This window comes from Bradyrhizobium sp. WBOS07 (assembly GCF_024585165.1).
Taxonomy (GTDB): domain Bacteria; phylum Pseudomonadota; class Alphaproteobacteria; order Rhizobiales; family Xanthobacteraceae; genus Bradyrhizobium; species Bradyrhizobium japonicum_B.
On record NZ_CP029008.1, the window covers coordinates 2,392,300 to 2,415,944 of the forward strand.

General features: G+C 65.8%; 23 protein-coding genes. 3 read left to right on the forward strand and 20 right to left on the reverse strand.

Translation table 11 applies throughout. The features are described from left to right. Positions 1-17 precede the first annotated feature (17 nt). Genes DCM79_RS11285 through yajC form a run of 5 tightly spaced genes read right to left on the reverse strand, consistent with a single transcriptional unit; the run spans position 18 to position 4,394 of the window. Positions 18-881, reverse strand: coding sequence for a phytoene/squalene synthase family protein (locus tag DCM79_RS11285; RefSeq protein ID WP_257179906.1), 864 nt, complete (start codon positions 879-881; stop codon positions 18-20). After that, positions 878-1,261, reverse strand: coding sequence for an Mth938-like domain-containing protein (locus DCM79_RS11290; protein ID WP_257179907.1), 384 nt, complete (start codon positions 1,259-1,261; stop codon positions 878-880). The genes DCM79_RS11285 and DCM79_RS11290 overlap by 4 nt, the downstream gene beginning before the upstream one ends. Positions 1,262-1,321: 60 nt before the next feature. Then, positions 1,322-2,341: a protein translocase subunit SecF gene (secF, locus tag DCM79_RS11295; protein WP_257179908.1), complete on the reverse strand. Its 1,020-nt coding sequence runs from the start codon at positions 2,339-2,341 to the stop codon at positions 1,322-1,324. Between the two features lie 11 nt (positions 2,342-2,352). After that, positions 2,353-3,957 carry a protein translocase subunit SecD gene (gene secD, locus DCM79_RS11300; RefSeq protein ID WP_257179909.1) on the reverse strand — a complete coding sequence of 535 codons (1,605 nt, stop codon included), beginning with the start codon at positions 3,955-3,957 and terminating at the stop codon, positions 2,353-2,355. 47 nt (positions 3,958-4,004) lie between these two features. Continuing rightward, the gene (yajC, locus tag DCM79_RS11305; RefSeq protein ID WP_028136247.1) at positions 4,005-4,394 is read right to left on the reverse strand and encodes a preprotein translocase subunit YajC; all 390 of its coding nucleotides are present in this window, start codon (positions 4,392-4,394) and stop codon (positions 4,005-4,007) included. 182 nt (positions 4,395-4,576) lie between these two features. Here yajC and DCM79_RS11310 point away from each other — a divergent pair, with 182 nt between their 5' ends. Beyond that, positions 4,577-5,581, forward strand: coding sequence for an ATP-binding protein (locus tag DCM79_RS11310; protein ID WP_257179910.1), 1,005 nt, complete (start codon positions 4,577-4,579; stop codon positions 5,579-5,581). A 170-nt stretch (positions 5,582-5,751) separates the two neighbouring features. Here the strand turns inward: DCM79_RS11310 and DCM79_RS11315 are convergent, their stop codons facing one another. Next, the gene (locus DCM79_RS11315) at positions 5,752-7,131 is read right to left on the reverse strand and encodes a peptidoglycan DD-metalloendopeptidase family protein (protein WP_257179911.1); all 1,380 of its coding nucleotides are present in this window, start codon (positions 7,129-7,131) and stop codon (positions 5,752-5,754) included. 109 nt (positions 7,132-7,240) lie between these two features. After that, positions 7,241-7,891, reverse strand: coding sequence for a protein-L-isoaspartate(D-aspartate) O-methyltransferase (locus tag DCM79_RS11320; RefSeq protein ID WP_257179912.1), 651 nt, complete (start codon positions 7,889-7,891; stop codon positions 7,241-7,243). A 227-nt stretch (positions 7,892-8,118) separates the two neighbouring features. On the opposite strand from DCM79_RS11320, the gene DCM79_RS11325 reads away from it, so the two are divergent. After that, positions 8,119-8,490 carry a response regulator gene (locus tag DCM79_RS11325; RefSeq protein ID WP_028136243.1) on the forward strand — a complete coding sequence of 124 codons (372 nt, stop codon included), beginning with the start codon at positions 8,119-8,121 and terminating at the stop codon, positions 8,488-8,490. Between the two features lie 3 nt (positions 8,491-8,493). Here the strand turns inward: DCM79_RS11325 and surE are convergent, their stop codons facing one another. The 12 genes from surE to DCM79_RS11385 form a co-directional block, all read right to left on the reverse strand. Then, complete coding sequence (gene surE / locus DCM79_RS11330; protein ID WP_257179913.1) at positions 8,494-9,261, reverse strand: 5'/3'-nucleotidase SurE; 768 nt, start codon at positions 9,259-9,261, stop codon at positions 8,494-8,496. A 108-nt stretch (positions 9,262-9,369) separates the two neighbouring features. Then, positions 9,370-9,732, reverse strand: coding sequence for a hypothetical protein (locus tag DCM79_RS11335; protein WP_257179914.1), 363 nt, complete (start codon positions 9,730-9,732; stop codon positions 9,370-9,372). 124 nt (positions 9,733-9,856) lie between these two features. Continuing rightward, positions 9,857-11,287 (reverse strand): serine--tRNA ligase, encoded by a 1,431-nt coding sequence (gene serS / locus DCM79_RS11340; RefSeq protein ID WP_257179915.1) that lies wholly within the window; start codon positions 11,285-11,287, stop codon positions 9,857-9,859. A 194-nt stretch (positions 11,288-11,481) separates the two neighbouring features. Beyond that, on the reverse strand, positions 11,482-12,294 hold the full coding sequence (gene tatC, locus DCM79_RS11345) for a twin-arginine translocase subunit TatC (RefSeq protein WP_028136239.1): 813 nt from the start codon (positions 12,292-12,294) through the stop codon (positions 11,482-11,484). Further along, positions 12,291-12,827: a Sec-independent protein translocase protein TatB gene (gene tatB, locus DCM79_RS11350; protein WP_257179916.1), complete on the reverse strand. Its 537-nt coding sequence runs from the start codon at positions 12,825-12,827 to the stop codon at positions 12,291-12,293. The genes tatC and tatB overlap by 4 nt, the downstream gene beginning before the upstream one ends. 93 nt (positions 12,828-12,920) lie before the next feature. Next, on the reverse strand, positions 12,921-13,154 hold the full coding sequence (locus tag DCM79_RS11355) for a twin-arginine translocase TatA/TatE family subunit (protein WP_257179917.1): 234 nt from the start codon (positions 13,152-13,154) through the stop codon (positions 12,921-12,923). 166 nt (positions 13,155-13,320) lie between these two features. After that, on the reverse strand, positions 13,321-14,109 hold the full coding sequence (gene scpB / locus DCM79_RS11360) for an SMC-Scp complex subunit ScpB (RefSeq protein ID WP_257179918.1): 789 nt from the start codon (positions 14,107-14,109) through the stop codon (positions 13,321-13,323). A 21-nt stretch (positions 14,110-14,130) separates the two neighbouring features. After that, a complete protein-coding gene (locus DCM79_RS11365; protein WP_257179919.1) occupies positions 14,131-14,970 on the reverse strand; it encodes a ScpA family protein in 840 nt (279 codons plus the stop codon). Next, positions 14,967-15,995 (reverse strand): beta-N-acetylhexosaminidase, encoded by a 1,029-nt coding sequence (gene nagZ, locus DCM79_RS11370; RefSeq protein WP_257179920.1) that lies wholly within the window; start codon positions 15,993-15,995, stop codon positions 14,967-14,969. Before nagZ ends, DCM79_RS11365 begins: the two co-directional genes overlap by 4 nt. 46 nt (positions 15,996-16,041) lie before the next feature. Beyond that, the gene (locus tag DCM79_RS11375) at positions 16,042-17,577 is read right to left on the reverse strand and encodes an SPOR domain-containing protein (protein WP_257179921.1); all 1,536 of its coding nucleotides are present in this window, start codon (positions 17,575-17,577) and stop codon (positions 16,042-16,044) included. Between the two features lie 140 nt (positions 17,578-17,717). Beyond that, positions 17,718-19,508 carry an arginine--tRNA ligase gene (gene argS / locus DCM79_RS11380; RefSeq protein ID WP_257179922.1) on the reverse strand — a complete coding sequence of 597 codons (1,791 nt, stop codon included), beginning with the start codon at positions 19,506-19,508 and terminating at the stop codon, positions 17,718-17,720. A gap of 9 nt (positions 19,509-19,517) precedes the next feature. Beyond that, complete coding sequence (locus tag DCM79_RS11385; RefSeq protein WP_257179923.1) at positions 19,518-20,714, reverse strand: deoxyguanosinetriphosphate triphosphohydrolase; 1,197 nt, start codon at positions 20,712-20,714, stop codon at positions 19,518-19,520. Between the two features lie 129 nt (positions 20,715-20,843). On the opposite strand from DCM79_RS11385, the gene erpA reads away from it, so the two are divergent. Continuing rightward, complete coding sequence (gene erpA, locus DCM79_RS11390) at positions 20,844-21,173, forward strand: iron-sulfur cluster insertion protein ErpA (protein WP_024342679.1); 330 nt, start codon at positions 20,844-20,846, stop codon at positions 21,171-21,173. 4 nt (positions 21,174-21,177) lie between these two features. On the opposite strand, the gene DCM79_RS11395 is transcribed toward erpA, so the two are convergent. Continuing rightward, positions 21,178-23,499, reverse strand: coding sequence for an ATP-binding protein (locus tag DCM79_RS11395; protein WP_257179924.1), 2,322 nt, complete (start codon positions 23,497-23,499; stop codon positions 21,178-21,180). Positions 23,500-23,645 lie beyond the last annotated feature (146 nt).

Below are 23,645 nucleotides of genomic sequence, written 5' to 3' on the forward strand. Positions count from 1 at the left end.
AGGCGATAAGCCAGCCGCTATTTGGTAAATTCCCGGGAACGTGAAGCCCGCCACAGCGTCCAGAGCGTGCGCAGCCGCGACGTCGGCTGCAGCGCGAACGGATTGCGACCGGGCTGCGACAGGCGCTCGAGATCGGCCCTGACCTGGCTCAGCGGCAGAAATGCCGGACGCACCGCTGCCGGCACGTCCGCCAGCAGTGACAAGGCCGTGGTCAAATGCTGCCGCGCCTCGCCGGCGAGCTGCTCCAGCACGGCTCGCAGGTTCGGCGTCTCCTTGCCGGCAAACACGTCTTCCATCCGGCAGCCATGGCTCTCCAGCACCTGCTGCGGCAGGAACAGCTGGCGTTGCGAGGCATCGCGCGGCAGGTTCACGATGACCTGCGCGATGCCCTTTGCCAGCCCGGCATGCCGGGCGAGATGTTCGACCGCCTCGGACGTCGGCGCCAGAATCCGCGCCGCCAGACCAAACAACGCCGAACAGGTCGCGGCCAGATAGCCCTCCAGCGCCGCCATGGTCGGCATCGGATCGTTGTAGAGGTCGAACTGGTGCTCCTCGACGAGCAGCGATAGCGGCTCGACCGGCAGGTTAAAATCACGGATCGCGCGCAGCAATTCGGCAGCGACCGGATTGCCCTCGGCGCTGCCGTGGACGAGCCCCGAGAACAGGTCGGTCCACCATTGAAAGCGGATCTCCCCGGGCAAGGGCTGGCTCACCTGGTCGCGGACGCGGACGATCTCGACGTTGAAGGCGTAGAGCGCAAGCAGCGCGCGGCGCTCGGCGGCGGGCACGAACAGCGTCGCGGCATAGCGCGGAAAGTCGTGGCGGCGCACGAGATCGGCGCAGAAGGCGACGGAATCGGGCGGCGGCGCGCCGCTGCTCATGGCACCGCGATCAGCGCAGCCGCGACCCGCCGCCGCTCGCCGATCATGATGTTGTAGGTGCGTACGGCAGGTCCGGTCTGCATCGTGTCCAGCACCACCCTCACCGCCTTCAGGGCCTGGCGCAGCTCCGGCGGCGCCAGCCAGAGCCCGGTTCCGGTGCCGATCAGGAGCGTGTCGATGCCGTTGGCGGCCGCGAACACCCGGTCGAGCGAATAGCGGTCGATCTTCTGGGGATCCGTCACGTCCCAGGCCCAGATTGCCTCGGGCAGGCACAGCAGCGAGCCCCGGTGCGACATGCCGGCGAAGGCGAAGCCGCCCTTGCCATAGGCCTCGATCGGCGCCGAGCGCGGGAAATGGGGTGCGTTGGGATCGCCGGCCATGAGTCTGGTCCGAATGAGCTTACTGCCCCCGCCAACTCTTGCGGGAGCGTGCGGTTCGGATCATGCCTTGCTTTTCTTCGCCGGCGGGGCCGTATCCGGCGCATCCTCGCGATGCTCGCCGACGCCGAGATAAATCAGGATCGGGGCCGCGATGAAGATCGATGTGTAGGTGCCGACCAGCACCACGCCGAACATCATCACCGCGGTGAAGCTGTGGATCGCGTGCCCCCCGAACAAGAACAGCGCCAGCAGCGCCAGCGTCACCGTGAAGTGGGTGATGATCGAGCGCGACAGCGTCGAGTTGATGGATTCGTTGAGCAGCTGCGGCATCGGCATCTTCTTGTAGCGGCGCAGCATTTCACGGATGCGGTCGTAGATGACGACGGTGTCGTTGAGCGAATAGCCCAGAATGGTCAGCAGAGCCGCGATGCTGGTCAGGTCGAAATCGACCTGGCTGATCGACATGAAGCCGATCGTCAGCACGATGTCGTGCACGTTGGCGATCATGGCGCCCAGTGCGAACTGCCATTCGAACCGGAACCAGAGATAGATCAGGATCGAGACGATCGCGAGCATCAGGCCGACCATGCCGTAGGCCAGCAGCTCGCCGGCGACGCGCGGCCCAAGCACCTCGACACGACGATATTCGATGGAATCGCCGAGAGCGTTGCGCACCTTCTGCACGGCATCCTGCTGCGCCTTGTCGCCGCCGGGCTGTTCGGCAACGCGGATCAAGACATTCTCGGGGCCGCCAAACTGCTGCAGCTGGATCTCGCCGAGGCGCAAGCCATCCAGCGTCGTGCGCATCGCCGCGATGTCGGCGGCGCCGGACTTGGCCCGCACCTCCAGCAGCGTGCCGCCCTTGAAGTCGATGCCGAGGTTCAGCCCGTGGGTGAAGAACAGCGTGATGGCGACGATCGAGAGCGCCGCCGAGATCGGGAAGCTGATGCGGCGGAAGCGCGTGAAATCGAAATGCGTGTCGTCGGGGACGATACGCAGCGACGGCAGCACGCCGAGCGCGGCGACCACGGTGAGGACGGCAATCAGAATGCCAAGCCCGATGAGAACGTAGTATGTCACGGTCTTAGCTCCTAGATCGGCACGCTCTGCGGCCGCTTCCACCGCACCCACCCCGCGACGATCAGCCGGGTCAGGGTGAAGGCGGTGAACACCGTGGTGATGATGCCGATGCCGAGCGTCACGGCAAAGCCGCGCACCGGGCCGGTGCCGATGTAGAACAGCACCGCGGCGGCAATGAAGGTGGTGATGTTGGAATCGAGGATGGTCGCGAGCGCCCGCTTGAAGCCGGCATCGATCGCCGAGATCGCGTTGCGGCCGCCGCGCAGCTCCTCACGGATGCGCTCGTAGATCAGCACGTTGGAATCCACCGCGATGCCGACGGTGAGCACGATGCCGGCGATGCCGGGCAGCGTCAGCGTGGCGTTGAGCAGTGACAGCAGGCCGAAGATCATGGCGACGTTGATGGCCACCGCGATGTTTGCGAACACCCCGAACAGCCGGTAGGTCAGCAGCATGAAGATGACGACGAGGATGGAGCCGACGTAAGCCGCCAGCTCGCCCTTCTCGATCGAATCCTGGCCGAGTCCCGGACCGACAGTGCGCTCCTCGACCACCGTGAGCGGCGCCGGCAGCGCGCCGGCGCGCATCAGGATCGCGAGATCGTTGGCGGACTGGACCGTGAAGCTGCCCGAGATCTGGCCCTGACCGCCGGTGATCGGCTCGTTGATCCGGGGCGCGGAGATCACCTTGTTGTCGAGCACGATCGCGAAAGGCAGCCCGACATTCTCTTGCGTGGCCTGCCCGAACTTGCGCGCGCCCGAAGTATTGAACTTGAAGCTGACGACCGGCTCGCTGGTACGCTGGTCGAAGGTCGCCTGGGCATCGATCAAATCGCCGCCGGCGACCAGGACCTGCTTCTTGACCACATAGGGCGTCGGCGGCGGCGACGCGCTCATCAGCAGCTCGGAATCCGGCGGCAACCTGCCCTGCTGCGCCTGGTCCGGCGACACGGTGGTGTCGACCATGCGGAATTCCATCTTGGCGGTCTCGCCGAGCAGCTTCTTCAGACGGGTCGGATCCTGCAGGCCGGGGACCTGCACCAGGATGCGGTCATTGCCCTGGCGCTGAATCACGGGCTCGACGGTGCCGAGCTCGTTGACGCGGCGTTCGACGATCTGGATCGACTGCTCGATGGTCTTGCGCAGGCGATCGAGCATGGCAGCCTGCGGGACGCTGAGGCGGATCACCCCGCCGCCGGCATCGGTCACCTCGAGGTCGCGCTGACCGCTCGATCCCATCAGGCCGCCCAGCGGCTGAGACAATTCGCGCAGCTTGGCGAGCGCCGCCTGAACGTCGGATTCCTTGGTGATACGAACTTCGGCCGCGTCGTTGCGCACGGTGACGCCGCCGGTGAAGCCGATCTTGGCATCGCGCAGCGTCCGGCGGACGTCGTCGCGGACCTGATCCAGCCGTTCCTTCTTCACGTAATTGGAGTCGACCTCAAGCAGCAGGTAGGAGCCGCCCTGAAGGTCGAGGCCGAGCACCAGCCGGCGCTGCGCCCAGGCCGGCCAGGTCTTGACCTGGGCCTCGGGGAAGAAGTTCGGGACCGCGCAGAGGCACACGATCAGCGCCGTCAGGATGATCCCGAGCGCCCTCCACCGCGTGAAATACAACATCGACTGGACCTGTCAGATCAGGAGACTTGAGATGCTCGCGAACGCGTTCACTTCGACGCGGCGTCGTCCTTGGCACTATCCTTGGCGGCGTCCTTCGCGCTGTCCTTGGATTCCTTCGCCGGCTCGCCCTTGGCGCGCACGCCGGAGATCATCTGGCGCATCTGCCGCACCCGCACGCCGTCGGAAATCTCGAACTCGATCTGGTCGTCGTCGACGACCTTGGTGACCTTGCCGACGAGGCCGCCCGAAGTCACGACGGTGTCGCCGCGGCGGATGTTCTTCACGAGGTCGGCGTGCTCGCGGACCTTCTTCTGCTGCGGACGCAGAATCAGGAAGTACATGATCACGAAGATCAGGGCGAACGGCAGCAGCGACATCAACATGCTGTTGGTGTCACCGGCGCCCGCGGCCTGGGCATACGCAGGGGTAATCAGCATTCGGACGATCCTCGTGAGAAACGGGGGAAAACCGGTCAGGCCTTCAAAGGCAACCGGTTCGGTCAAATTCGCGCGGACTATAGCGGCCATTGCCCCAATTGCAACGCTGCCAGACCGCCCTTTTAGCCACCTTGCGGCGGCCCCTCAGGCCCGATAAGGCTGCGTTCTCAGGAACTTCGGACATGCCCAAAAACCCCAGCAAAAGCCCGGCCGGCAAAGGCCCCCGCACCCCTGCCGGAAAGCCGGCCCGCGTCGCGGCAAATCGCCCCAAGGGCAGTCCCAAGAGGACCGTCAAAGCCCCTCGCGCGGCAGCGCCCAACCTGTCCCAGGAGCGCATCGTCCGCGCGCTGGAGACCATTGCGGCGCATCTCTCCGCCCAGGCCAAGCCGGCCGTCTCCCCCGAGTCGTTCGAACGGGCGGATGCCTATGTCTGGCACCCCGACGGCCGCCTCGCGCCCGTGCCGCGGGTCAGCCGCGTCGAGCTATTCCTGCTCAAGGGCATCGACCGGATGCGCGACATCCTGATGGAGAACACCGAGCGGTTCGCGGGCGGCCTGCCCGCCAACAACGCCCTGCTCTGGGGCGCGCGCGGCATGGGCAAATCGTCGCTGGTGAAGGCCGCGCATGCCAGCATCAACGCGGACCGCAAGCTGGCTGAGCGGCTGAAGCTGATCGAGATCCATCGCGAGGACATCGAAACGCTGCCGATGCTGATGGAGAAGCTTCGCGACGCCAGCTTCCGCTTCATCGTGTTCATCGACGACCTCTCCTTCGACGGCAATGACGCGTCCTACAAATCGCTCAAGGCCGTGCTCGAAGGCGGCATCGAGGGCCGGCCCGAGAACGTCATCCTCTACGCCACCTCCAACCGCCGTCATCTGCTGGCGCGCGACATGATCGAGAATGAGCGCTCGACCGCGATCAATCCCGGCGAAGCCGTCGAGGAGAAGGTGTCGCTGTCCGATCGCTTCGGCCTCTGGCTCGGCTTCCACCGTTGCAGCCAGGACGAATACCTCGCCATGGTGCGCGGCTATTGCAGCCATTTCGGCGTCAAGGTCGACGACGAGGCGCTGGAGCGGGAGGCGCTGGAATGGTCGACCACCCGCGGCTCGCGCTCGGGCCGCGTCGCCTGGCAATTCGTGCAGGAGCTGGCGGGCCGGCTCGGCGTGAAGCTGACGGCGAAGTAGCGGAAGCCGTCGCCGTGCCTGGCTCTGTCATTCCCCGCGCAGGCGGGGAATCCAGTACGCCGCGGCTTATCGGCTCAACAATGACTATCTCTGGAATACTGGATCGCCCGGTCCAAGCCGGGCGATGACAGTGCGCTTGTTGTGATTGCGTGCCCTACTCTGCGTAGGCCTCACGCCCCGTTCAGGAATTGAAGCGGGTCAACCGGGCTCGATCCCTTGCGGATCTCAAAGTGGAGCTGCGGCGACGCCACCTCCCCGGATTGACCCGACTTGGCAATGACCTGACCGCGCTTGATGGTGTCGCCGCGCTTCACCAACAGCTCACTCGCATGGGCATATGCGGTGACGTAGCCGTTGGAGTGCCGAACCAGGACCAGATTGCCGTAACCTTTCAGCTCGTTGCCGGAATAGGCGACGACGCCGTCTTCGGCCGCCTTGACCGGCGTCCCCTCGGGCACCGCGACATTGATGCCGTCGTTGGACTTGCCGTTGGTCTTGGCGCCGTAGCTCGTGACCACCTTGCCGCGCACCGGCCAGCGGAAGGTCGGCAGCGCGCTGGTGGTCTCCGCAGCCTTCGCCGGGGTCTCGGCGGGCTTCTCTTCAACATTGGTGGTGGCCTGGGCGAGGCGCGCGCTCTGCACGGGTGCGCCGGCCGCAGCTATCTTGGTGGCGGGCGCGGGAGCGGCTGCAACGGGCTGCAACGTCCCCGCAACCGGGGCCGCCGTGACAGGAGCTGCGGCAACCGGCGCCGCCATGGCGGCGGTCTTTGCGCCGGGCACGGTCAGCTTGGTGCCGAGCTTCAGCTTGGCCGAGGGATCAAGACCGTTGGCACGGGCAAGCTCAGCCGACGAGATATGGTTCTTGCGGGCAATGCTGGCGAGCGTGTCGCCACGATTGACGAAGTGCGTGCTCGGCGGCGCAGCCATGACGGCAACCGGCTTCGCGGCAGGAGCTGCCGCGACCGGAGTTGACGCCGGCGCCGCGGCCGTCGCCGGATGCGGAATGATCAGCTGCTGGCCGGGCGACAGCGCGCGCGGACCCTTGTAGCCGTTGGCGGCCAGGATCGCCTGCGGCGTGACGCGATAGCGCTTGGCGAGCACCTCGAGCGTATCGCTGGTGCCGACGATGATCTTGGTCCCGCCGGCCGGCTGGGCAGCTGCGACCGAGCGCGGCGGCACGGTGGCCGTGGTCTCCAGATGCGGCTGCGCCGGCGGCGCGTAGGAGCTGACGCCACGCCCGCCTCCGGACACCCCGCCACCTGCCGCGACGGGATAGGATTGCGGGGCGGAGACCGCCGGGGGCGGCAAGGGCTGCGACTGATAGGCGCCGGGCTGGGTCTGCGGCCGCGCATATTGCGGCAGCTCGCGCTGCGGCGGCGGGGCCTGCTGCACGGTACCGGTCGCTTCGGAGGAGAAGGGATTGGAGAAATTCGACTGGGACAGCCGCGACGACATGTCGGCGCTGCACCCTGCGAAGCTGAAGGAGATCAGCGCCAGCACCGCGACCTGCGGTACGCGGCGCGAGTAAAGCAACTCGGCGACAGCGGACATGGTTACTCACTCGTACGCAACAGAACTGGTGTTTTAAGTAAACACGCGCCGAGTAAATAACGGCTTAACCCTCCCAATAAGATGTTGGCCGCAAAGCCGATCCGGAAATCTACAGCTCCCGCGCCACCCCGGGCAGCGCCGGCACGAAGCGGACATCGACCAGTTCCTTGCGCTCGATCCCCACCGCGCTCCGGCTCAGGCGGATCAGCGTCTGCACGCCCTGATGCGGGCCGACCGGCGCGATCAGGATGCCGCCAACCTCCAGCCGCTCGACCAGATTCTCCGGGATCTGCTCCATCGCGGCGGTGACGATGATGCGATCGAACGGGCCGATATTGGGCGGCAGGTTGAGGCCGTCGCCAAGCATCACCTCGATATTGTGACAGCCGAGCTTTTCGAGCCGGGCGCGCGCCGTGTCCGCAAGTCTGCGATAGCGCTCGACCGACAGGACCTGGCCGGCGAGCCGCGACAGCACGGCCGCCTGATAACCGGAACCGGTGCCGATCTCGAGCACCCGGTGCTGCTTCTGGAGCTGCAGCTGCTCGGTCATGTAGGCCACGACGAAAGGCTGGCTGATGGTCTGGCCGCAGGCGATCGGCAGCGCGCTGTCCCGGTAGGCGCCGTCGCGGTCGGCCTCATCGACGAATTGCTCGCGCGGCACCTCCTCCATGGTTCGCAGCACCGCCTGATCGCTGATGCCCCGACGCCTCAGCGTGAGCTGAAACATCATCTTTTCCGGCGGGTGCTGATGGGAGGTCATTACCTGCTTGTACTGTCTTGGCCGGCCCGGCGGGCTCGAGCCCGGGCGGGAGAATCCATGTTCCTGCTCAGGAACTCATGATAGCCTTCCTCTAGAGCATTTAACCACAGATTGGATTGCCGCGGACGAGCTGCGATGACCATTTTCAGGTATCCGTTGGTCGAAACGCGCATTGCGTCAATTCGCGTTATCTGCGAACGTTTTTGGCAATGGGCAAGGACTCAACCATGACCGCGACAGGGCTTTCCGGCCGCTCTGTATTCCTCGTCGAGGACGAGGTGATGATCAGGATGATGGTAGCGGACATGCTCGAGGAGCTCGGCTACAAGGTCGCAGCCGAGGCGGGCGACATCACCGAGGCCATGCGGCTCGCCCAGGCGACCGAGTTCGACATCGCCATTCTCGACGTCAACGTCAACGGCAAGGTCATCTCGCCGGTCGCCGACGTGATCCAGGCCAAGGGCTGCCCGTTCATTTTCGCCACCGGCTACGGCTCATCCGGCCTGCCCGAGCAGTACCGCGACCGGCCGGCGCTCCAGAAGCCGTTTCAGCTCGACGCGCTCGGCAAGACCATCGAAGCCGCGCTCCGCGGCGAATAGGCGCTATTTCAGCATCGCGCTGAGCTCTTCCGAAAAAGCCTCATTGGTGCGATCGAGCCTCAGCGGCGTGACCGAGACGTAGCGCTCGCGCAGCGCCGCCAGATCGGTGCCGTCGGCCGGCGTGTCCATCATCGCGGCGCGCTCGAAGCCGATCCAGAAATAGGGATTGCCGCGGCCGTCCTTGCGCTCGTCGACCCGCAGGAAACCGAGATTGCGCTTGCCCTGGCGGGTGACGCGGATGCCGAGCACATCCTCCGGCGCGCAGGACGGGAAGTTGACGTTGATGACGGTGTCCTTCGGAACGCCGGCGGCAATCACCTTGCGCACGATGTCGGGCCCGAACTTGCGCGCGGTGTCCCACGGCGGGCGCTCGCGGGTTTCGAGGCTGAACTCCTGCGACAGCGCGAACGACGGCAGCCCCAGGATGGTCCCCTCCAGCGCCCCGGCGATGGTGCCGGAATAGACCACGTCCTCGGCGACGTTGCGGCCCTTGTTGACCCCGGACAGCACGACGTCGGGCAGCTTGGGTTCAAGGATATGGCGCGCGCCCATGATGACGCAGTCGGTCGGCGTGCCGCGCACGGCAAAATGCCGGGGTCCGACCTCGCGCAGGCGCAACGGATCGTTCAACGACAGCGAATGCGACACGCCGGACTGGTCGAGCTCGGGCGCCACCACCCAGACGTCGTCGGACAGAGCGCGCGCGATCTCCTCGACGATCTTGAGGCCGGGGGCGTGGATACCGTCGTCATTGGTGCAGAGAATGCGCATGCGAAAGGTTCGATTCCGAAAAAGGGGGTTTGAGCCGTCTTATCCGGCTGGGGGCGATCAGGCAAACTGGGCGATTGCGGTCCGATGGCAGGTTCCCGGCGGGGCCTGTCAGCGGCGGATGCGCCATTGCGGCAGGAAGCGCGCCAGCCGGCCTTCCGCCCGCAGCTGCATCGCCGGTACGGCCGGGCTCACGACGGGGGTCTCGATCACGCCGAGCGCCTTCAGCTGCGCGACCAACGGGTCCGACGCCGGCTCCTGCCGAAAGCGCTCGCGGGCCACCGTCAGCGCCTTGTCGAAATCGGCAGCATTCACGCCGGGCTTGGCCCGCCGGCTCTGCACGAGATCGTCGTCCCAGAGCCGCGCGATCTCGATGTCGAGCACGCCGCGCAGGCGCTGATCGACGGCCTGGATGCCGGCCCCCGTCACCGCCCATTGTCGGCCGACCCAGAAGATGTCGCGGTGCAAGGCCATGAAGCGGGGGGTTCGCATTGTCGAGGGGCCGGCAGGATAACCGGCCGCCCGGTCTTCGCAACGCAATTCTCGTCATGCCGCGTCTTCTTGACGCGAACCGGTACCCACTTCGCTCGAAAACGCTTTAGTCGCGCGCGATCACCTTCACTCCGCCCATATAGGGCTGGAGCACGTCGGGGACCGCAATCGAGCCGTCCTCCTGCTGATAGGTCTCCATCACGGCGATCAGCGCGCGGCCGACCGCGGTGCCGGAGCCGTTCAGCGTGTGCACGAAACGCGGCTTGCCGTCGGGGCCGCGCGAGCGCGCATCCATCCGCCGCGCCTGGAAGTCGCCGCAGACCGAGCAGCTGGAAATCTCGCGGAACATGCCGCCCTCGCCCTGCCCGGGCATCCAGACCTCGATGTCATAGGTTTTTTGCGACGAGAAGCCCATGTCCCCCGCGCACAGCGTCATCACGCGATAATGCAGGTCGAGCTTCTGCAGCACCTGCTCGGCGCAGGAGAGCATCCGCTCCAGCTCGTCCTTGCTCACTTCCGGCGTCGTGATCGAGACCAGCTCGACCTTGGTGAACTGGTGCTGGCGGATCATGCCGCGCGTGTCGCGCCCGGCAGCCCCCGCCTCCGCGCGGAAGCAAGGCGTCAGCGCGGTGAGCCGCATCGGCAATTGCTTCTCGTCGAGAATGGATTCGCGGACGAGATTGGTGAGCGCCACCTCCGCGGTGGGGATCAGCCAGCGACGGTCAGGATTATGCTTGTATACAAAACCCAATACTTCATGCTTCGCTTCGCGTGCATCCGGAACGCCGTTCTCTTCGACAAAATCCAAGATGTGCTGCTTGGCAAGGTCCAAATTTACGTAGGCGTTCCGTACCTGATCATCCTCAGTTTCCACTCGGAATTGATCAGCGCTGAACTTGGGTAGCTGTGCAGTGCCGAACATCACCGCATCGCGGACCATGAGCGGCGGATTGATCTCGGTGTAGCCGTGCTCGGTGGTGTGCAGGTCGAGCATGAACTGGCCGATCGCACGTTCGAGCCGGGCGAGGCCCTTCTTCAGCACGACGAAGCGCGCGCCGGAGAGCTTGGCCGCCGCCTCGAAATCCATGTAGCCGAGCGCGGTGCCGAGATCATCATGCAGCTTCGGCGTGAAGCTGTAATTGCGCTTGTTGCCGAACACATGGCGCTGCACGTTGCCCTGCTCGTCGACGCCATCGGGCACCTCATCGAACGGAATGTTCGGAATCGCCGACAGCTCTTTGGTCAGCTCGTCGTCGGCGGCCTTCGCGGCGGCTTCGAGCTCAGGCATCGTGGTCTTGAGCTCGGCGACCTCGGCCATCAGCTTGGCGGCGCGCGCCTCGTCCTTGGCCTTCTTGGCGTCACCGATCTCCTTGGACGCCGCGTTGCGCCGCGCCTGCGCCTGCTCGGAGGCGAGGATCGCAGCACGGCGCTTCTCGTCGATCGCCAGCAGCGAGCTCGACATCGGCTTCAAACCGCGCCGTGCGAGACCAGCGTCGAAGGCTTGCGGATTGTCGCGGATCGATTTGATGTCGTGCATGGCTGTGGTCCTGGATCAGCGCGTAGACGTACACGGGAAACGTTGTACGGCAGCGCGCCTCCCCTAGCACAGCTGTCATCATCCGCGAAGGCGGATGATCCAGTATTCCAAAGACGGCAGTGATTTCACGAGAGGCCGCGGCGTACTGGATTCCCCGCTTTCGCGGGGGAATGACACCGGTGGGCTTGGTCGCCCTACTCCGCCGGATTGGCCGGCGTCGACACGTCGGTGCCGGTGGCCGCTTGCGAGGCCGCGGCCTTTCTCTCCACCATGCCGACCGCGATGATCGAGCCTTCGTAGAGCGCCATCAGCGGAAACGCCAGGGAGCACTGGCTGAGCACGTCGGGCGGCGTCAGCACGGCGGCGATCACGAAGGCGATGACGATGAAATAGCGGCGCTTCTCGCGCAGCATTTTCGAGCTGACGATGCCGATCCGGCCGAGCAGAGTCAGGATCACCGGAAGCTGGAAGGCGATGCCGAAGGCGAAGATCAGCGACATCATCAGCGACAGATATTCGCCGACCTTGGGCAGCAGCTGGATCTGGGCGGTCTCGTCGCCGCCGGCCTGCTGCATGCCGAGCGAGAAACGGACCAGCATTGGCAGCACCACGAAATAGACCAGCGCGGCGCCGAGCACGAAGAAGAACGGGGTCGCGACCAGATACGGCAGGAAGGCCTGCTTCTCGTGCTTGTAGAGGCCGGGCGCGACGAACTTGTAGATCTGGGTCGCGATGATCGGGAACGAGATGAAGCCGGCCCCGAACAGCGCCAGCTTGAGCTGGGTGATGAAATATTCCAGCAGCGCCGTGTAGATGAACTTGGAGTTCTCGGGGCCCGCGATCCACACGAACGGCCAGACCAGCACGTTGTAGATCTGCTTGGCGAAGAAGAAGCAGAAGATGAATGCTATGCCGAAGCCGAGCAGCGCCTTGATCAGCCGCGAGCGCAGCTCGATCAGATGGTCCATCAGCGGGGCTTTGCTGGCCTCGATATCGGCGTCGGTCATGACGCTTTGGCGTCCTTGATCGCTTCGGACGGGGCGGTGTCCTGCGCCACCTTTGCCTGCTCGACCTCACGGGTGATCACAAGCGGCTCGTTGGCTGCCGCATGCGCCTCGGCTTCCATGAAGGTTGCAGGCGTCGGCGCTTCCGGCGTGGTCGGCACTGCCGGCGCTTCACTTGAAGTCGCCGGCGCTTCACTCGAAGTTGCCGGCGGTTCGACAGCATTCGTCGTGGACGTCTCGGCCGGCTTGTCCAGCGCATCGACGCGCAGTGCGTCGCTGACGTCCTTCTGGAGCGAGGTCAGCGGATTGAATCCGGTGGCGGCTTCCTTGACCTCGTCGAAGCTCTTCTTGAGGTCGGCCATCTCGGCCTCGCGCATCGCTTCCTGAAACTGGCCCTGGAATTCGGCGGCCATCTTGCGCGCCTTGCCCATCCATTGTCCGACCATGCGCAGCACGCCCGGCAGCTCTTTCGGGCCGATGGCGATCAGGGCCACGACCCCGATCAGGACCAGTTCACTCCACCCGATGTCGAACATGAGGTCTTCCGTTCACGCGAAGCCGCAACCGGCCCAATCCCTTGCGCGCAGGATCGGGGCCGCCCTACCCACGTCTCGCGTGCTGCTCTCGGCTCAGACGGCCTTGCTGCCGACGTCGGTCCGCGCCGCGGTCGGAGCACCATTGTGCTCGATGGACTTGGCCGGCTCGGGCTTCTCGGGGGACTTGTCGTCGTCCTGCATGCCCTTCTTGAAGGCCTTGATGCCCTGCGCCACGTCGCCCATCAGGTCCGAAATCTTCCCGCGGCCGAACAGCAGCAGGACCACTGCGATCACCAGGATCCAGTGCCAAATGCTGAGTGAACCCATCCTGCAACCCTCCAAACGCGCATGGCCGGGGACCCGGCCGATCTTCACCGAAACCTAGGCTCGGCAGGTCGCAAAAACAAGGACCTAGGCAGCGGCAATTCGGTGTGAGCGCTACGTAATCTTGCTAGTGTTAACCGGTCGCAGGGTCCCGTCAGCGGACGGTACGTCAGTCCTCGGCGCCGCCTTTGCTGCCGCCCTCGCCGTGTTCCTCATTGCCGGCTTCCGCGGTCGTTTCCGCAGCCGTTTCCGCAGTCTCGGGCTCGACCGCTGGCGCCAGCGCCAGATCGAGCTCGTCGCCCGGTTCCAGCGGATCCTCGTCCTCGCGCAGCGTCGGATCGTCGGACGGTGTCGGCACGCTGAATCCGGTCGGCAGGCGCGAATCCAGCAGGCCCGTGCCCTTCAGCTCCTCCAGCCCCGGCAGATCGCCGAGCTGTTCCAGGGTGAATTGCGACAGGAAGTCCTCGGTGGTTCCAAAGGTCAGCGGACGACCGGGCGTCTTGCGCCGGCCGCGCGGCTTGATCCAGCCGGTCTCCAGCAGCACGTCGAGCGTGCCCTTCGAGGTGACGACGCCGCGGATTTCCTCGATCTCGGCGCGCGTCACAGGTTGGTGATAGGCGATGATCGCCAGCACCTCGATCGCCGCCCGCGACAGGCGCCGGGTTTCGGTGCTCTCCCGCGTCATCAGCCAGGCGAGATCGCCGGCCGTGCGGAAGGTCCATTTGTTGGCGACGCGGACGAGATTCACCCCGCGCAAGGAATAGTCGGCCTGGAGCTGTTCCAGCGCGGCCTTGACGTCGACGCCCTCGGGCATGCGCTTGGCCAGCGTCGCAGTGTCCAGCGGTTCACTCGAAGCGAACAGCAGCGCTTCCAGCAGCCGCAATTCCTCGGGACGTGCCTGGGATTCGTTCTCCATCGGCTCGGCCTCTTCTACCCGCACTTCAGCCAGGCTTGCCATGGCAGATTCTCCTTCTTGCACTTAAGCGACCGGCGCATCAGGCGCAGGAGCTGCGTCCGGGACCGGTTTCGGGCGCCCCTTCCGGAAATAGATGGGCGCAAACGCCTCTTTCTGATTCAGTTCCAGCTGACCTTCGCGCACCAGTTCCAGCGCGGCAGCAAAGCTGGAGGCGAACACCGTCGCGCGCTGGGTGGGGTCGGCGACATGCCGGACCAGAAAATCGTCCAGCACGCCCCAATCGTCTTGTTCGTTGAGGCTGCCGACCAGCCGCTCCAGCGTGGCGCGTGCTTCGGCGAGCGACCACACCGTGCGCTTGGCCAGATGCACGCTCGCCAGCACGCGCGATTGGCGCTGCGAGGCATAGGCGGTGAGCAGGTCGTACAGCGTCGCGGTGTATTTCGGATGCCTGATCTCGGCGATCTGCTCGGGCTCGCCGCGCGGGAAGATGTCGCGCTGCAATTGCGGCCTGTTCATCAGCCGGTTGGCGGCTTCGCGAATGGCCTCCAGCCGGCGCAGGCGGTTGGCGAGCGCGGTCGCCATCTGCTCGGCGCTCGGGCCCTCCGCGCTCGGCGGCTCCGGCAGCAGCAGGCGCGACTTCAGAAAGGCGAGCCACGCCGCCATGACGAGATAATCGGCGGCAAGCTCGAGCCGGATCTTTCGCGCGGCTTCGATGAAATGGAGATATTGGTCGGCCAGCGCCAGGATCGAGATCTTGGCGAGATCGACCTTCTGCTGCCGCGCCAGCGCGAGCAGCAGGTCGAGCGGGCCCTCATAGCCCTCGACGTCCACCACCAACGCCGGCTCGCCCTCGGCAAGCTCTGCGGGCCGCCCGGTCTCGAAGGATAGAATTTCTGCGGTCATGCGGATGCCGTGGTTGTCCGTGCGATCAATGCGTCCAGCTCAGCGCGTGCGGCCTCACGGTCGAGCGGCTGCGGCGCCTTGCGCGCGCCGAGGGCGGCATTCGCCCGCTCCAGCGCCCGGCCCGACAGCACAGGCGTCTGGCCGGCGACCGCACGCATCTCCTCAATATTGCCGTTGCAATGCAGGGCCACATCGCAGCCGGCCGCGAAGATAGCGCGGGTCCGTTCGGCGATAGTCCCCGACAGCGCGTTCATCGACACGTCATCACTCATCAACAAACCCTGGAACCCGATTGCGCCGCGAATCACGTCAGCAATCATTGTCGCAGATGTCGTCGCCGGATGGGCGGGGTCGACCGCGCTAAACACAACATGTGCAGTCATGGCCATCGGCAGGTCCGACAGCGGCTTGAATGCCGCGAAGTCGGTCCGTTCCAGCTCGTCCCTCGGCGTATCCACCGTCGGCAGCTTGAAATGAGTGTCCGCGGTGGCGCGGCCATGGCCGGGGATGTGCTTGAGGACCGGCAGCACGCCGCCCTGCTCCAGCCCTTCGGTGACGGCGCGCGCGATCGCCGCGACCTTGGCCGGTTCGGTGCCATAGGCCCGGTTCCCGATGACGGCATCGGCGCCCGCGACCGGCACGTCGGCCAGCGGCAGGCAATCCACGGTAATGCCGAGATCGGCCAGATCAGCCGCAATCAAGCGCGCGGACAGGCGCGCCGCCGTGAGCCCGAGGGCCGAATCAGTGTCGTACAAGGTCGAGAACACGGCGCCCGGCGGATAGACCGGCCAGTGCGGCGGACCGAGCCGCTGCACCCGTCCGCCCTCCTGGTCGATCAGGACGGGCGCGTCGGCAACCCCGACCGCGCTGCGCAATTCTGCAACCAATGCAGCAACTTGAGCTGGTGTGGCGACATTGCGCTTGAACAGGATGAAGCCCCATGGGCTCTGCTCGCGGATAAACTCCCGCTCGACGGCGGTCAGTTCCGTTCCGGATACGCCGGTAATGAAGGCCCGCGTGCTCATAACGGCCGATTAACCCTGACCCGCGAGGGGGTCAAGGAAACGGCCGTTAATTCCTCTGGACGAAGCAGGCGGACAGGCCGGCGGACTTCAGGCTGTTGCAGGCCTGCGTCGCCTCCTCGGCCGAGGCGTAGGGACCGGCGAAGGCGCGGTAGACGACGCCCTTCCCCTTGTCGGTCAAGTCGACGCGCTTGATCACCGGCGAGCGCGAGCCGAGCACGCTGCCATACTTGCTCTGAAGCACGCGATAGGACGCGGCGGCGCTTTCCTCGCTCTGCTGCGAGGAGACCTGCACGATGTAGCCACCGCCGCTGCCGGCGGGCGCGATCTGGGTCGGAGTGGTCGCCGCCATCCGCTGCGGCGGCTCGGCGGCCGGAGCCGATTGCGGAGCCAACGACATCGGCTGGTTGGCGCTGGCATTGGCCGACGTCGGCGGATTGCGCGGCGCAACCGGTGCAGGCGCGGCAACAGGCTTCGGCGCAGCCGCGGGCTTGGCGGCGGCCGATTGCGGCGCGGCGCTGTCGGTCTGATCGCCCTTCACGGCGACGGTCCTGATCGGACGCGGCGAATTGTTCGGCAGCGTGCCGTTGCTTGCGCCCGGCGGGGGCACTGCGGACGGCGACACGCTCGCGACCGATGGCGGGTTCGCATTCTGGTTCAGCGGCGGAAACACCACGCGGGGACCGCCTGCCTTGGCGTTGACGTCCACCGGCGCTTCTTCGCGCGGCACGATCTTCTCGGTGCCATCGCCGATCGCCATGCGATCCGGCACCTTGGCCGAGGAATCCGTCGGCGCGGGCACGATCTTGGTCGGGGTGTTGTCCGCCTTGATGATCGGCGGCTCGCCGCTGCGGGACGAGCCGATATAGGTCTTGTAGGCGAAGGCCGCGCCGGTGCCGACCACGGCCAGCGCCAGGATGGCCGCGACCGTCATCATGCCGCCGCGCTGCTTCTTAGGCTCGTCGAGCTCCTCCTCCGGATACTCGCTCTGGTACGCGTAAGGATCGTCCGGATAGGCCGGTTCACGCTGATAGTCCTGCTCGCCCGCCTCGAGCCGGCCATAGAGCGCGTCGTCGTAGCGCGACGGATCGGGCTGCTGATACGCTTGCTGCTCGTAGGCCTGATCCTGCGGCTGGTAAGCCTGCCCCTGATGGGCGTGATCCTGATAGGCGTGATCTTGATAGGCTTGCGGCTGACGAAGTTCAGGCTCCGGCACGGCGGGCGGGGCCGAATAGCGATGCAACGGATGAACCGGATTGACGGTGACCGGATAGTCGGGCTCCGCGGGTGCCGGCTGCGGCTGCACATTGGCGCGCCGCATCCATGAGGGCGGTCCGGGCGGTGCAGGCTCGGCATAGTCCTGCCGATCATCGTCCTGCCGGTAGTCGTCGTCCTGATAGTTCTGCGCGGGCAAAGATACTGCTGGCGGACGCGCACCGGGCCGCGCCTGCGCGGCGAAAGGATCGGTCTGTCCGATCAGGCGGGCGAGTTCAGCCAAGGGATCGCTGTCCGCCTTCCCATGCTGATCGCCACCGCGACCATAGTCATCGGAAGGAAACGGTCTGTCCTGATATCGTTCGGCCATCGTGATGATGCGTCCCTTCGGGAAAGCCGCGCGCCCCTCGACCAAGGCACGGCTTTCGACCCACAAGGCTTTCAACCAAGTCTAAGCGATCCGGCTTCTGCCGGTTACCCCCGAATTCCCCTTAAGTAGTTCGCCCCAAACTACCGCATCTCGTTCGGAGCATGGACGCCGAGGATGGCGAGGCCCGATGCCAGAACCGAGACGACGCCCTGGACCATGGCCAGCCGCGCCTTTGTTAAAACTGCATCATTATTGATAATGAAGCGTAAATAGGGCAAATCGCGCCCCTTCGTCCAAAGTGCATGAAATTCGCTGGCTAAATCATAGAGATAAAAGGCAATTCGGTGCGGCTCGTGGGCCGCTGCGGCGGCTTCGAGCATACGAGGATATATTGCGAGGCGCTTGAGAAGTTCAAGCTCGACGGGATCCGATAACCGTTCCACCGCCGACTCACTGAGCCAGGCGATTCGTTCGTCGGTCGCCTCGGGAAGCTCCGGGAACACTTCGGCCCGCGCGTTGCGGAAGATCGAGTGGCCGCGGGCGTGGCCGTACTGGACGTAGAACACCGGGTTGTCGCGCGACTGTTCCATGACCTTGGCAAGGTCGAAGTCGAGCACCGCATCGTTCTTGCGATAGAGCATCATGAAACGGACGGCGTCCTGACCGACTTCATCCACCACCTCACGCAAGGTGACGAAGTCCCCGCTCCGCTTCGACATTTTGACCGGCTCGCCATTGCGCAGCAGCTTGACGAGCTGGACGATCTTGACGTCGAGCGAGCCCTTGCCCGACGTCGTCGCCTTCACCGCCGCCTGCATGCGCTTGATGTAGCCGCCATGATCGGCGCCCCAGACGTCGATCATCTCCGCAAAACCACGGTCGAACTTGTTCTTGTGGTAGGCGATGTCGGAGGCGAAGTAGGTATAGGAATTGTCCGACTTGATCAGCGGACGATCGACGTCGTCGCCGTAAGCGGTCGCCCTGAACAGCAACTGCTCACGGTCTTCCCAGTCCTCGACCGGGGCGCCCTTCGGCGGCGGTAGACGGCCTTCGTAGATGTCGCCCTTGGCCTTGAGGAAATCGATGGTCTCGGCAACCTTGTTGTTGCCGCCCTCGATCAGCGAGCGCTCCGAGAAGAACACGTCGTGGCGGATGTTGAGGGCGGCGAGATCGTCCTTGATCTCGTCCATCATCATCGCGATCGCCTTGGCGCGGACCGTCGGCAGCCACCCGGCCTCGCTCATCGCGAGGAGCTTGTCGCCGTGCTCCGTCGCAAGCGCCTGTCCGACCGGCTTGAGGTAGTCGCCGGGATAGAGGCCTTCCGGGATCGCGCCGATGTCCTCGCCGAGCGCCTCGCGATAGCGCAGGAAGGCGGAGCGCGCGAGCACGTCGACCTGGGCGCCGGCGTCGTTGATGTAATATTCGCGCGTGACGTCGTGGCCGGCGAACTGGAGCAGGCTCGCCAGTGCGTCGCCGAACACGGCGCCGCGGCAATGGCCGACATGCATCGGCCCGGTCGGGTTGGCCGAGACGTATTCGACGTTCACCTTGGAGCCGCCGCGGACGCGGCCGTAATCGGCGGCCTCGCGCAGCATCGTCCGCAGCGCCTCGGCCCAGGCGGCCGGCCTCAAGGTCAGGTTGATGAAGCCGGGACCTGCGACGTCGACCTTGGCGATCAGCGCGTCGGCGCGCAGCCGCTCGGCGATCTGCTCGGCGAGGTCGCGCGGCTTTGCCTTTGCCTCTTTCGCCAGCACCATCGCGGCGTTGGTGGCCATGTCGCCATGGGTGGCATCGCGCGGCGGCTCGACCACCACGCGCGCGAAATCGATGCCCTCGGGCCAGCCTGCGTCCTTCGCAAGCGCGCGGCAGGCGGCGTGCACGCGTGCGAGCACGTCGGCGAACAGATGCAGGGATGAGGATGTGTCGGGCATGGCCGCCGCCTAACGCAAATCCGGGGTCGAGTCAAAGAGCCGCTGGTGCTCGGTCAGGGCGAAACGGTCGGTCATTCCAGCAATGAAATTGCCGATCCGGCGCGCCCGGTCGCCCTCATTGTCCGCCTCGGCCCCGAGCAGCCATTCCGGCGGCAGCTCGCCAGGGGATTGCAGGTATTTCGCGAACAGGTCGAACAGGATCTGCTCGGCCTCCCCCATCACCCGCATCACCCGCTTGTGGCGGTACATGTGCTGGTAGAGGAAGGCCTTGATGGCGGCCTCTTCCTCCGCGACCTCGGCTGGGAACGCGACCAGGGCCCGGCTCTGCTGGCGGACGTCCTGGGCCGATTGCGGCTTCACCGCGGCGAGATTGTTCTGCGCCTGTGCGAATACCGCCCCGATCAGATGCGAGATCAGCTCGCGCACCAGCTCGGCGCCGCGCCTGAAGTCTTCGAGGTCGGGATAATGCGCGGAGGTCTCGGCGATGATCTCCGCCGTGAGCGGCATCACCTTGAGATCGTCGAGATGGAACAGGCCGGCGCGCAGGCCATCGTCGATGTCGTGGGCGTCATAGGCGATGTCGTCGGCGATGGCGGCGACCTGGGCCTCAAGCGAGGCGAAGCTCCACAATTCGAGATCGTAGGTCCTGACGTAGTCGGCGATGCCGACGGGAATGCCGTGCTCGCGATAGCGCCCGACCGGCGCGCCGCTGCGATCGGTCAGCGGACCGTTGTGCTTGACGATGCCCTCCAGCGACTCCCAGGTCAGGTTGAGCCCGTCGAACTCGGGATAGCGGTGCTCCAGCGAAGCGACGACGCGGAGCGTCTGGGCATTGTGGTCGAAGCCGCCGAACTGCTTCAGGCAGGCATCCAGCGCCCGCTCCCCGGCATGGCCGAACGGGGGATGACCGAGATCGTGGGCAAGGGCCAGGGTTTCGGTGAGGTCCTCGTCGAGGCCAAGCTGCCGCGCCAACGCGCGGGCGATCTGCGCCACCTCCAGCGAATGGGTCAGACGCGTGCGGTAATGGTCCCCCTCGTGGAACACGAACACCTGGGTCTTGTACTTCAGGCGGCGGAACGCGGTGGAATGGATCACGCGGTCGCAATCCCGCCGGAACGGGCTGCGGGTCCGGCTCGGCGGCTCCGCGACCAGCCGGCCGCGGCTGCGATCGGGATCGCAGGCATAGGGCGCGCGGGGAGCTGCCATTCCGACGGACACGACGAATTTAGTCCCTATCCATTTGATTCTGCGTATCCTTGCACTTAACTATGCCGGACGCGGGATACCAAATGAAATGGATATGACGCGGGACGACCGGACGATCGGAGACCGACAATGACCACTGCCGTGACCATCAGCGACCGCGCCGCACGCCGGATCGGGGAGATCCTCAAGGGCGAAGGCTCTGGCGCGATGCTGCGCATCTCGGTCGAGGGCGGCGGCTGCTCGGGCTTCCAGTACAAGTTCGACATCGATCGCGCCCGGACCGACGACGATCTCGTGATCGAGCAGGACAATGCGGTGGTGCTGGTCGATTCCGCCTCGCAGCCGTTCCTGGCTGGATCGCAGGTCGACTTCGTCGATGACCTGATCGGCGCCTCGTTCCGCGTCAACAATCCGAACGCTACCGCGTCCTGCGGCTGCGGCACCAGCTTCTCGGTCTGACTGGCTACGCGCCGGTCGCCTGCCTCTCCTCGTCCGTCCACTCCGTCTCCATCGGCATCAGATCCGGCTGGAGCGGCGCGTCGTCGGACATCGTGTAGCCGTCCAGCGCGCGCAACAAGGCTGCGACCAGCGCCGGCTTGCGCAGCGGCTTGGCGAGGAAGTCCGACATGCCGGCCTCGCGGCAGATCCTGACATCCTCGGGGAAAGCGTTCGCGGTCAGCGCGACGATCGGAAGGCTTGCGAAGCGCCCGCCCTGCGCGCGGATCGCACGGGTGGCGGCAAGCCCGTCCATGTCGGGCATGCGCACGTCCATCAGCACGACGTCGTAATTGCCCTCGGATGCCGCCGCGACGGCCTCGGCGCCATCGGTGACGACCCGCAGCTCGACGTCGAAGGCCCCTAGCATCTTGCTCACGACCATGCGGTTGACCGCATCGTCCTCCGCGACCAGCACCTTGAGCGGCCGATCGAGGCCGGCGATGCGGGCCTTGAGCACGTCGGCCTCGTCGCGCTCCGACGCGTGGCCAGATGCCTGCGCCTGGCTCCAGGGCAGCACCAGCGTGAAACGGAAGGTCGAGCCTTGCCCCGGCGTCGATGTGACGCCGATGGTGCCGCCCATCTGCTCGATGATGCGCCGGGAAATCGCCAGGCCGAGGCCGGTGCCGCCGAAGCGGCGGCTGATCGAGGCATCGGCCTGTGCGAAGTCGCTGAAAAGCTGGCCGAGCTTTTCGGGCGCGATGCCGATGCCGCTGTCGGTCACCGCCCATTCCACGGTCGCCAGCAGGTCGCGGCGCGCCTGACAGGTCGCAGAGATCGTCACCTCGCCTTCGTCGGTGAACTTCACCGCGTTCGATGCGAGGTTGAGCAGCACCTGGCGAATACGCGCGACGTCGCCACGCAGCGTTGGCGGCAGGTTCGGATCGAGCTCGAGCCTGATTGCCAAATCCTTGCTCTTGCCGTTGCTCTTGACGCTCGCGCGCGCGACGTTGGCGACAGTCTCGACCAACATCTGCGGGGTGAAATCGATCGCCTCGAACTGGAAGCGCCCGGCCTCGAGCTTGGACAGATCGAGGATGTCGTTGAGGATGCGCTGGAGATTGTCGCCGGATTCGCGGATCGTGGTGACCGCCTCGCGCTGCTCCGGATCGAGCTTGGTCTCGAGCAGCATGCTGGCAAGCCCGAGCACGCCGTTCATGGGGGTGCGGATCTCGTGGCTCATCACCGCGAGGAAGTCGGACTTGGCACGGCTCTCGGCCTCGGCCTTTTCCGCGCGCCAGCGCTCGGTCACGTCGCGCCCGAAGCCGCGATAGCCGAGGAACTGGCCCTCGCGGTCATAGGCCGGCTTCGCCGTCAGCGACCACAGCCGCGCCTCGCCGCCGGCGACGACCTTGAGGTTCATCTCGTGCAGCGGCTCGTTCTGCTCCATCAGGCCGACGACGTTGTAGGCCGCGCTCTTGTCCTCGGGGCAGAGCATGTCGAGCACGTCGGCGAAATACGATCCCTTCAGCAGCGGCAGCGGCACTTGCGCGACGTCGGCAAAGCGGTCGGGCACATCGACCAGGCGCCCCTCGGCATCGGTCTGCCACAGCCAGTCGCTGGCGTTCGCCTGAAAATCCTTCAGCAGCAGCGAGATGATCTCGGTCTGCCGCTCCAGCTCGAGCTGGGCCTTGAGATTGCCGAGGAAGAGATTGCCCTGCGAGACGATGTTGCGCGCCATGAAGAATGCGAACAGCAGCAGGAACACCGCCGTCACCAGGTAGGGCCCGGTGCCGCACAGCAGCAGCGCGCCGGCGCAGGCGACCGTCATGGTGGCGAGATAGACGAGGCCGGCGCGCGGGAAGGTCGACAGCGTGAAGGCGCCGCCGGACATCATCCCGACCATCAGGCAGGCCAGGATCAGCTGGCCGGTCGGCTCGATGCGGCTGAACAGCGCCAGCGGCAGCGCGCCCCAGATCGCGGCGAGGAAAAAGGCCTGCCGCAGCATCTGCCGCGCGGCGCGGGGCGAGGCCTCCTGCGGCGGGTTCTGGTGCGATTTCCGCCAGGAGCGCACCGCGAGCGAGGCGGTGGCGGCGAGCGTCAGGCCCCAGATCGCGAGGAAGTCGTTCCAGCCGCGGCCCCAGAACAGGATCAGCACGATGGCGACGTTCAGCATCGTCACCGCCATCGTCACCGGGATCAGCCGCGTCACGGCATCGATCTGCTTAGCGCGGATGCGGCCGATCTCGCGCTCGCTGAGACCGGCGGTCAGTCCGTCCTCGATCTCGAAGCCGCCGAGCCAATACAGGAAGGCGCCGATCAGCCCGTCACGCAGCGCAGCTCGCTTCATCGACTTTGTCCGGCCAGCCCATCCGAGGAACCTGTTGACGATCAATGGCCTGCCGCCCGCTTAAGCCGGGTTAATTTTGTGGGAGATTTTGCGGCGTCCTTGACGGCCGCGTTTGCAGTTTGTTCTAACCATGGCCCCTGCCCGGA

Coding starts and splice junctions, on each gene's coding strand:
- DCM79_RS11285 (WP_257179906.1), bottom strand. CDS start 881: ATGAGCAGCGGCGCGCCGCCGCCCGATTCCGTCGCCTTCTGCGCCGAT.
- DCM79_RS11290 (WP_257179907.1), bottom strand. CDS start 1,261: ATGGCCGGCGATCCCAACGCACCCCATTTCCCGCGCTCGGCGCCGATC.
- secD (WP_257179909.1), bottom strand. CDS start 3,957: ATGTTGTATTTCACGCGGTGGAGGGCGCTCGGGATCATCCTGACGGCG.
- yajC (WP_028136247.1), bottom strand. CDS start 4,394: ATGCTGATTACCCCTGCGTATGCCCAGGCCGCGGGCGCCGGTGACACC.
- DCM79_RS11310 (WP_257179910.1), top strand. CDS start 4,577: ATGCCCAAAAACCCCAGCAAAAGCCCGGCCGGCAAAGGCCCCCGCACC.
- DCM79_RS11315 (WP_257179911.1), bottom strand. CDS start 7,131: ATGTCCGCTGTCGCCGAGTTGCTTTACTCGCGCCGCGTACCGCAGGTC.
- DCM79_RS11320 (WP_257179912.1), bottom strand. CDS start 7,891: ATGACCTCCCATCAGCACCCGCCGGAAAAGATGATGTTTCAGCTCACG.
- DCM79_RS11325 (WP_028136243.1), top strand. CDS start 8,119: ATGACCGCGACAGGGCTTTCCGGCCGCTCTGTATTCCTCGTCGAGGAC.
- surE (WP_257179913.1), bottom strand. CDS start 9,261: ATGCGCATTCTCTGCACCAATGACGACGGTATCCACGCCCCCGGCCTC.
- DCM79_RS11335 (WP_257179914.1), bottom strand. CDS start 9,732: ATGGCCTTGCACCGCGACATCTTCTGGGTCGGCCGACAATGGGCGGTG.
- serS (WP_257179915.1), bottom strand. CDS start 11,287: ATGCACGACATCAAATCGATCCGCGACAATCCGCAAGCCTTCGACGCT.
- tatC (WP_028136239.1), bottom strand. CDS start 12,294: ATGACCGACGCCGATATCGAGGCCAGCAAAGCCCCGCTGATGGACCAT.
- tatB (WP_257179916.1), bottom strand. CDS start 12,827: ATGTTCGACATCGGGTGGAGTGAACTGGTCCTGATCGGGGTCGTGGCC.
- DCM79_RS11355 (WP_257179917.1), bottom strand. CDS start 13,154: ATGGGTTCACTCAGCATTTGGCACTGGATCCTGGTGATCGCAGTGGTC.
- scpB (WP_257179918.1), bottom strand. CDS start 14,109: ATGGCAAGCCTGGCTGAAGTGCGGGTAGAAGAGGCCGAGCCGATGGAG.
- DCM79_RS11365 (WP_257179919.1), bottom strand. CDS start 14,970: ATGACCGCAGAAATTCTATCCTTCGAGACCGGGCGGCCCGCAGAGCTT.
- nagZ (WP_257179920.1), bottom strand. CDS start 15,995: ATGAGCACGCGGGCCTTCATTACCGGCGTATCCGGAACGGAACTGACC.
- DCM79_RS11375 (WP_257179921.1), bottom strand. CDS start 17,577: ATGGCCGAACGATATCAGGACAGACCGTTTCCTTCCGATGACTATGGT.
- argS (WP_257179922.1), bottom strand. CDS start 19,508: ATGCCCGACACATCCTCATCCCTGCATCTGTTCGCCGACGTGCTCGCA.
- DCM79_RS11385 (WP_257179923.1), bottom strand. CDS start 20,714: ATGGCAGCTCCCCGCGCGCCCTATGCCTGCGATCCCGATCGCAGCCGC.
- erpA (WP_024342679.1), top strand. CDS start 20,844: ATGACCACTGCCGTGACCATCAGCGACCGCGCCGCACGCCGGATCGGG.
- DCM79_RS11395 (WP_257179924.1), bottom strand. CDS start 23,499: ATGAAGCGAGCTGCGCTGCGTGACGGGCTGATCGGCGCCTTCCTGTAT.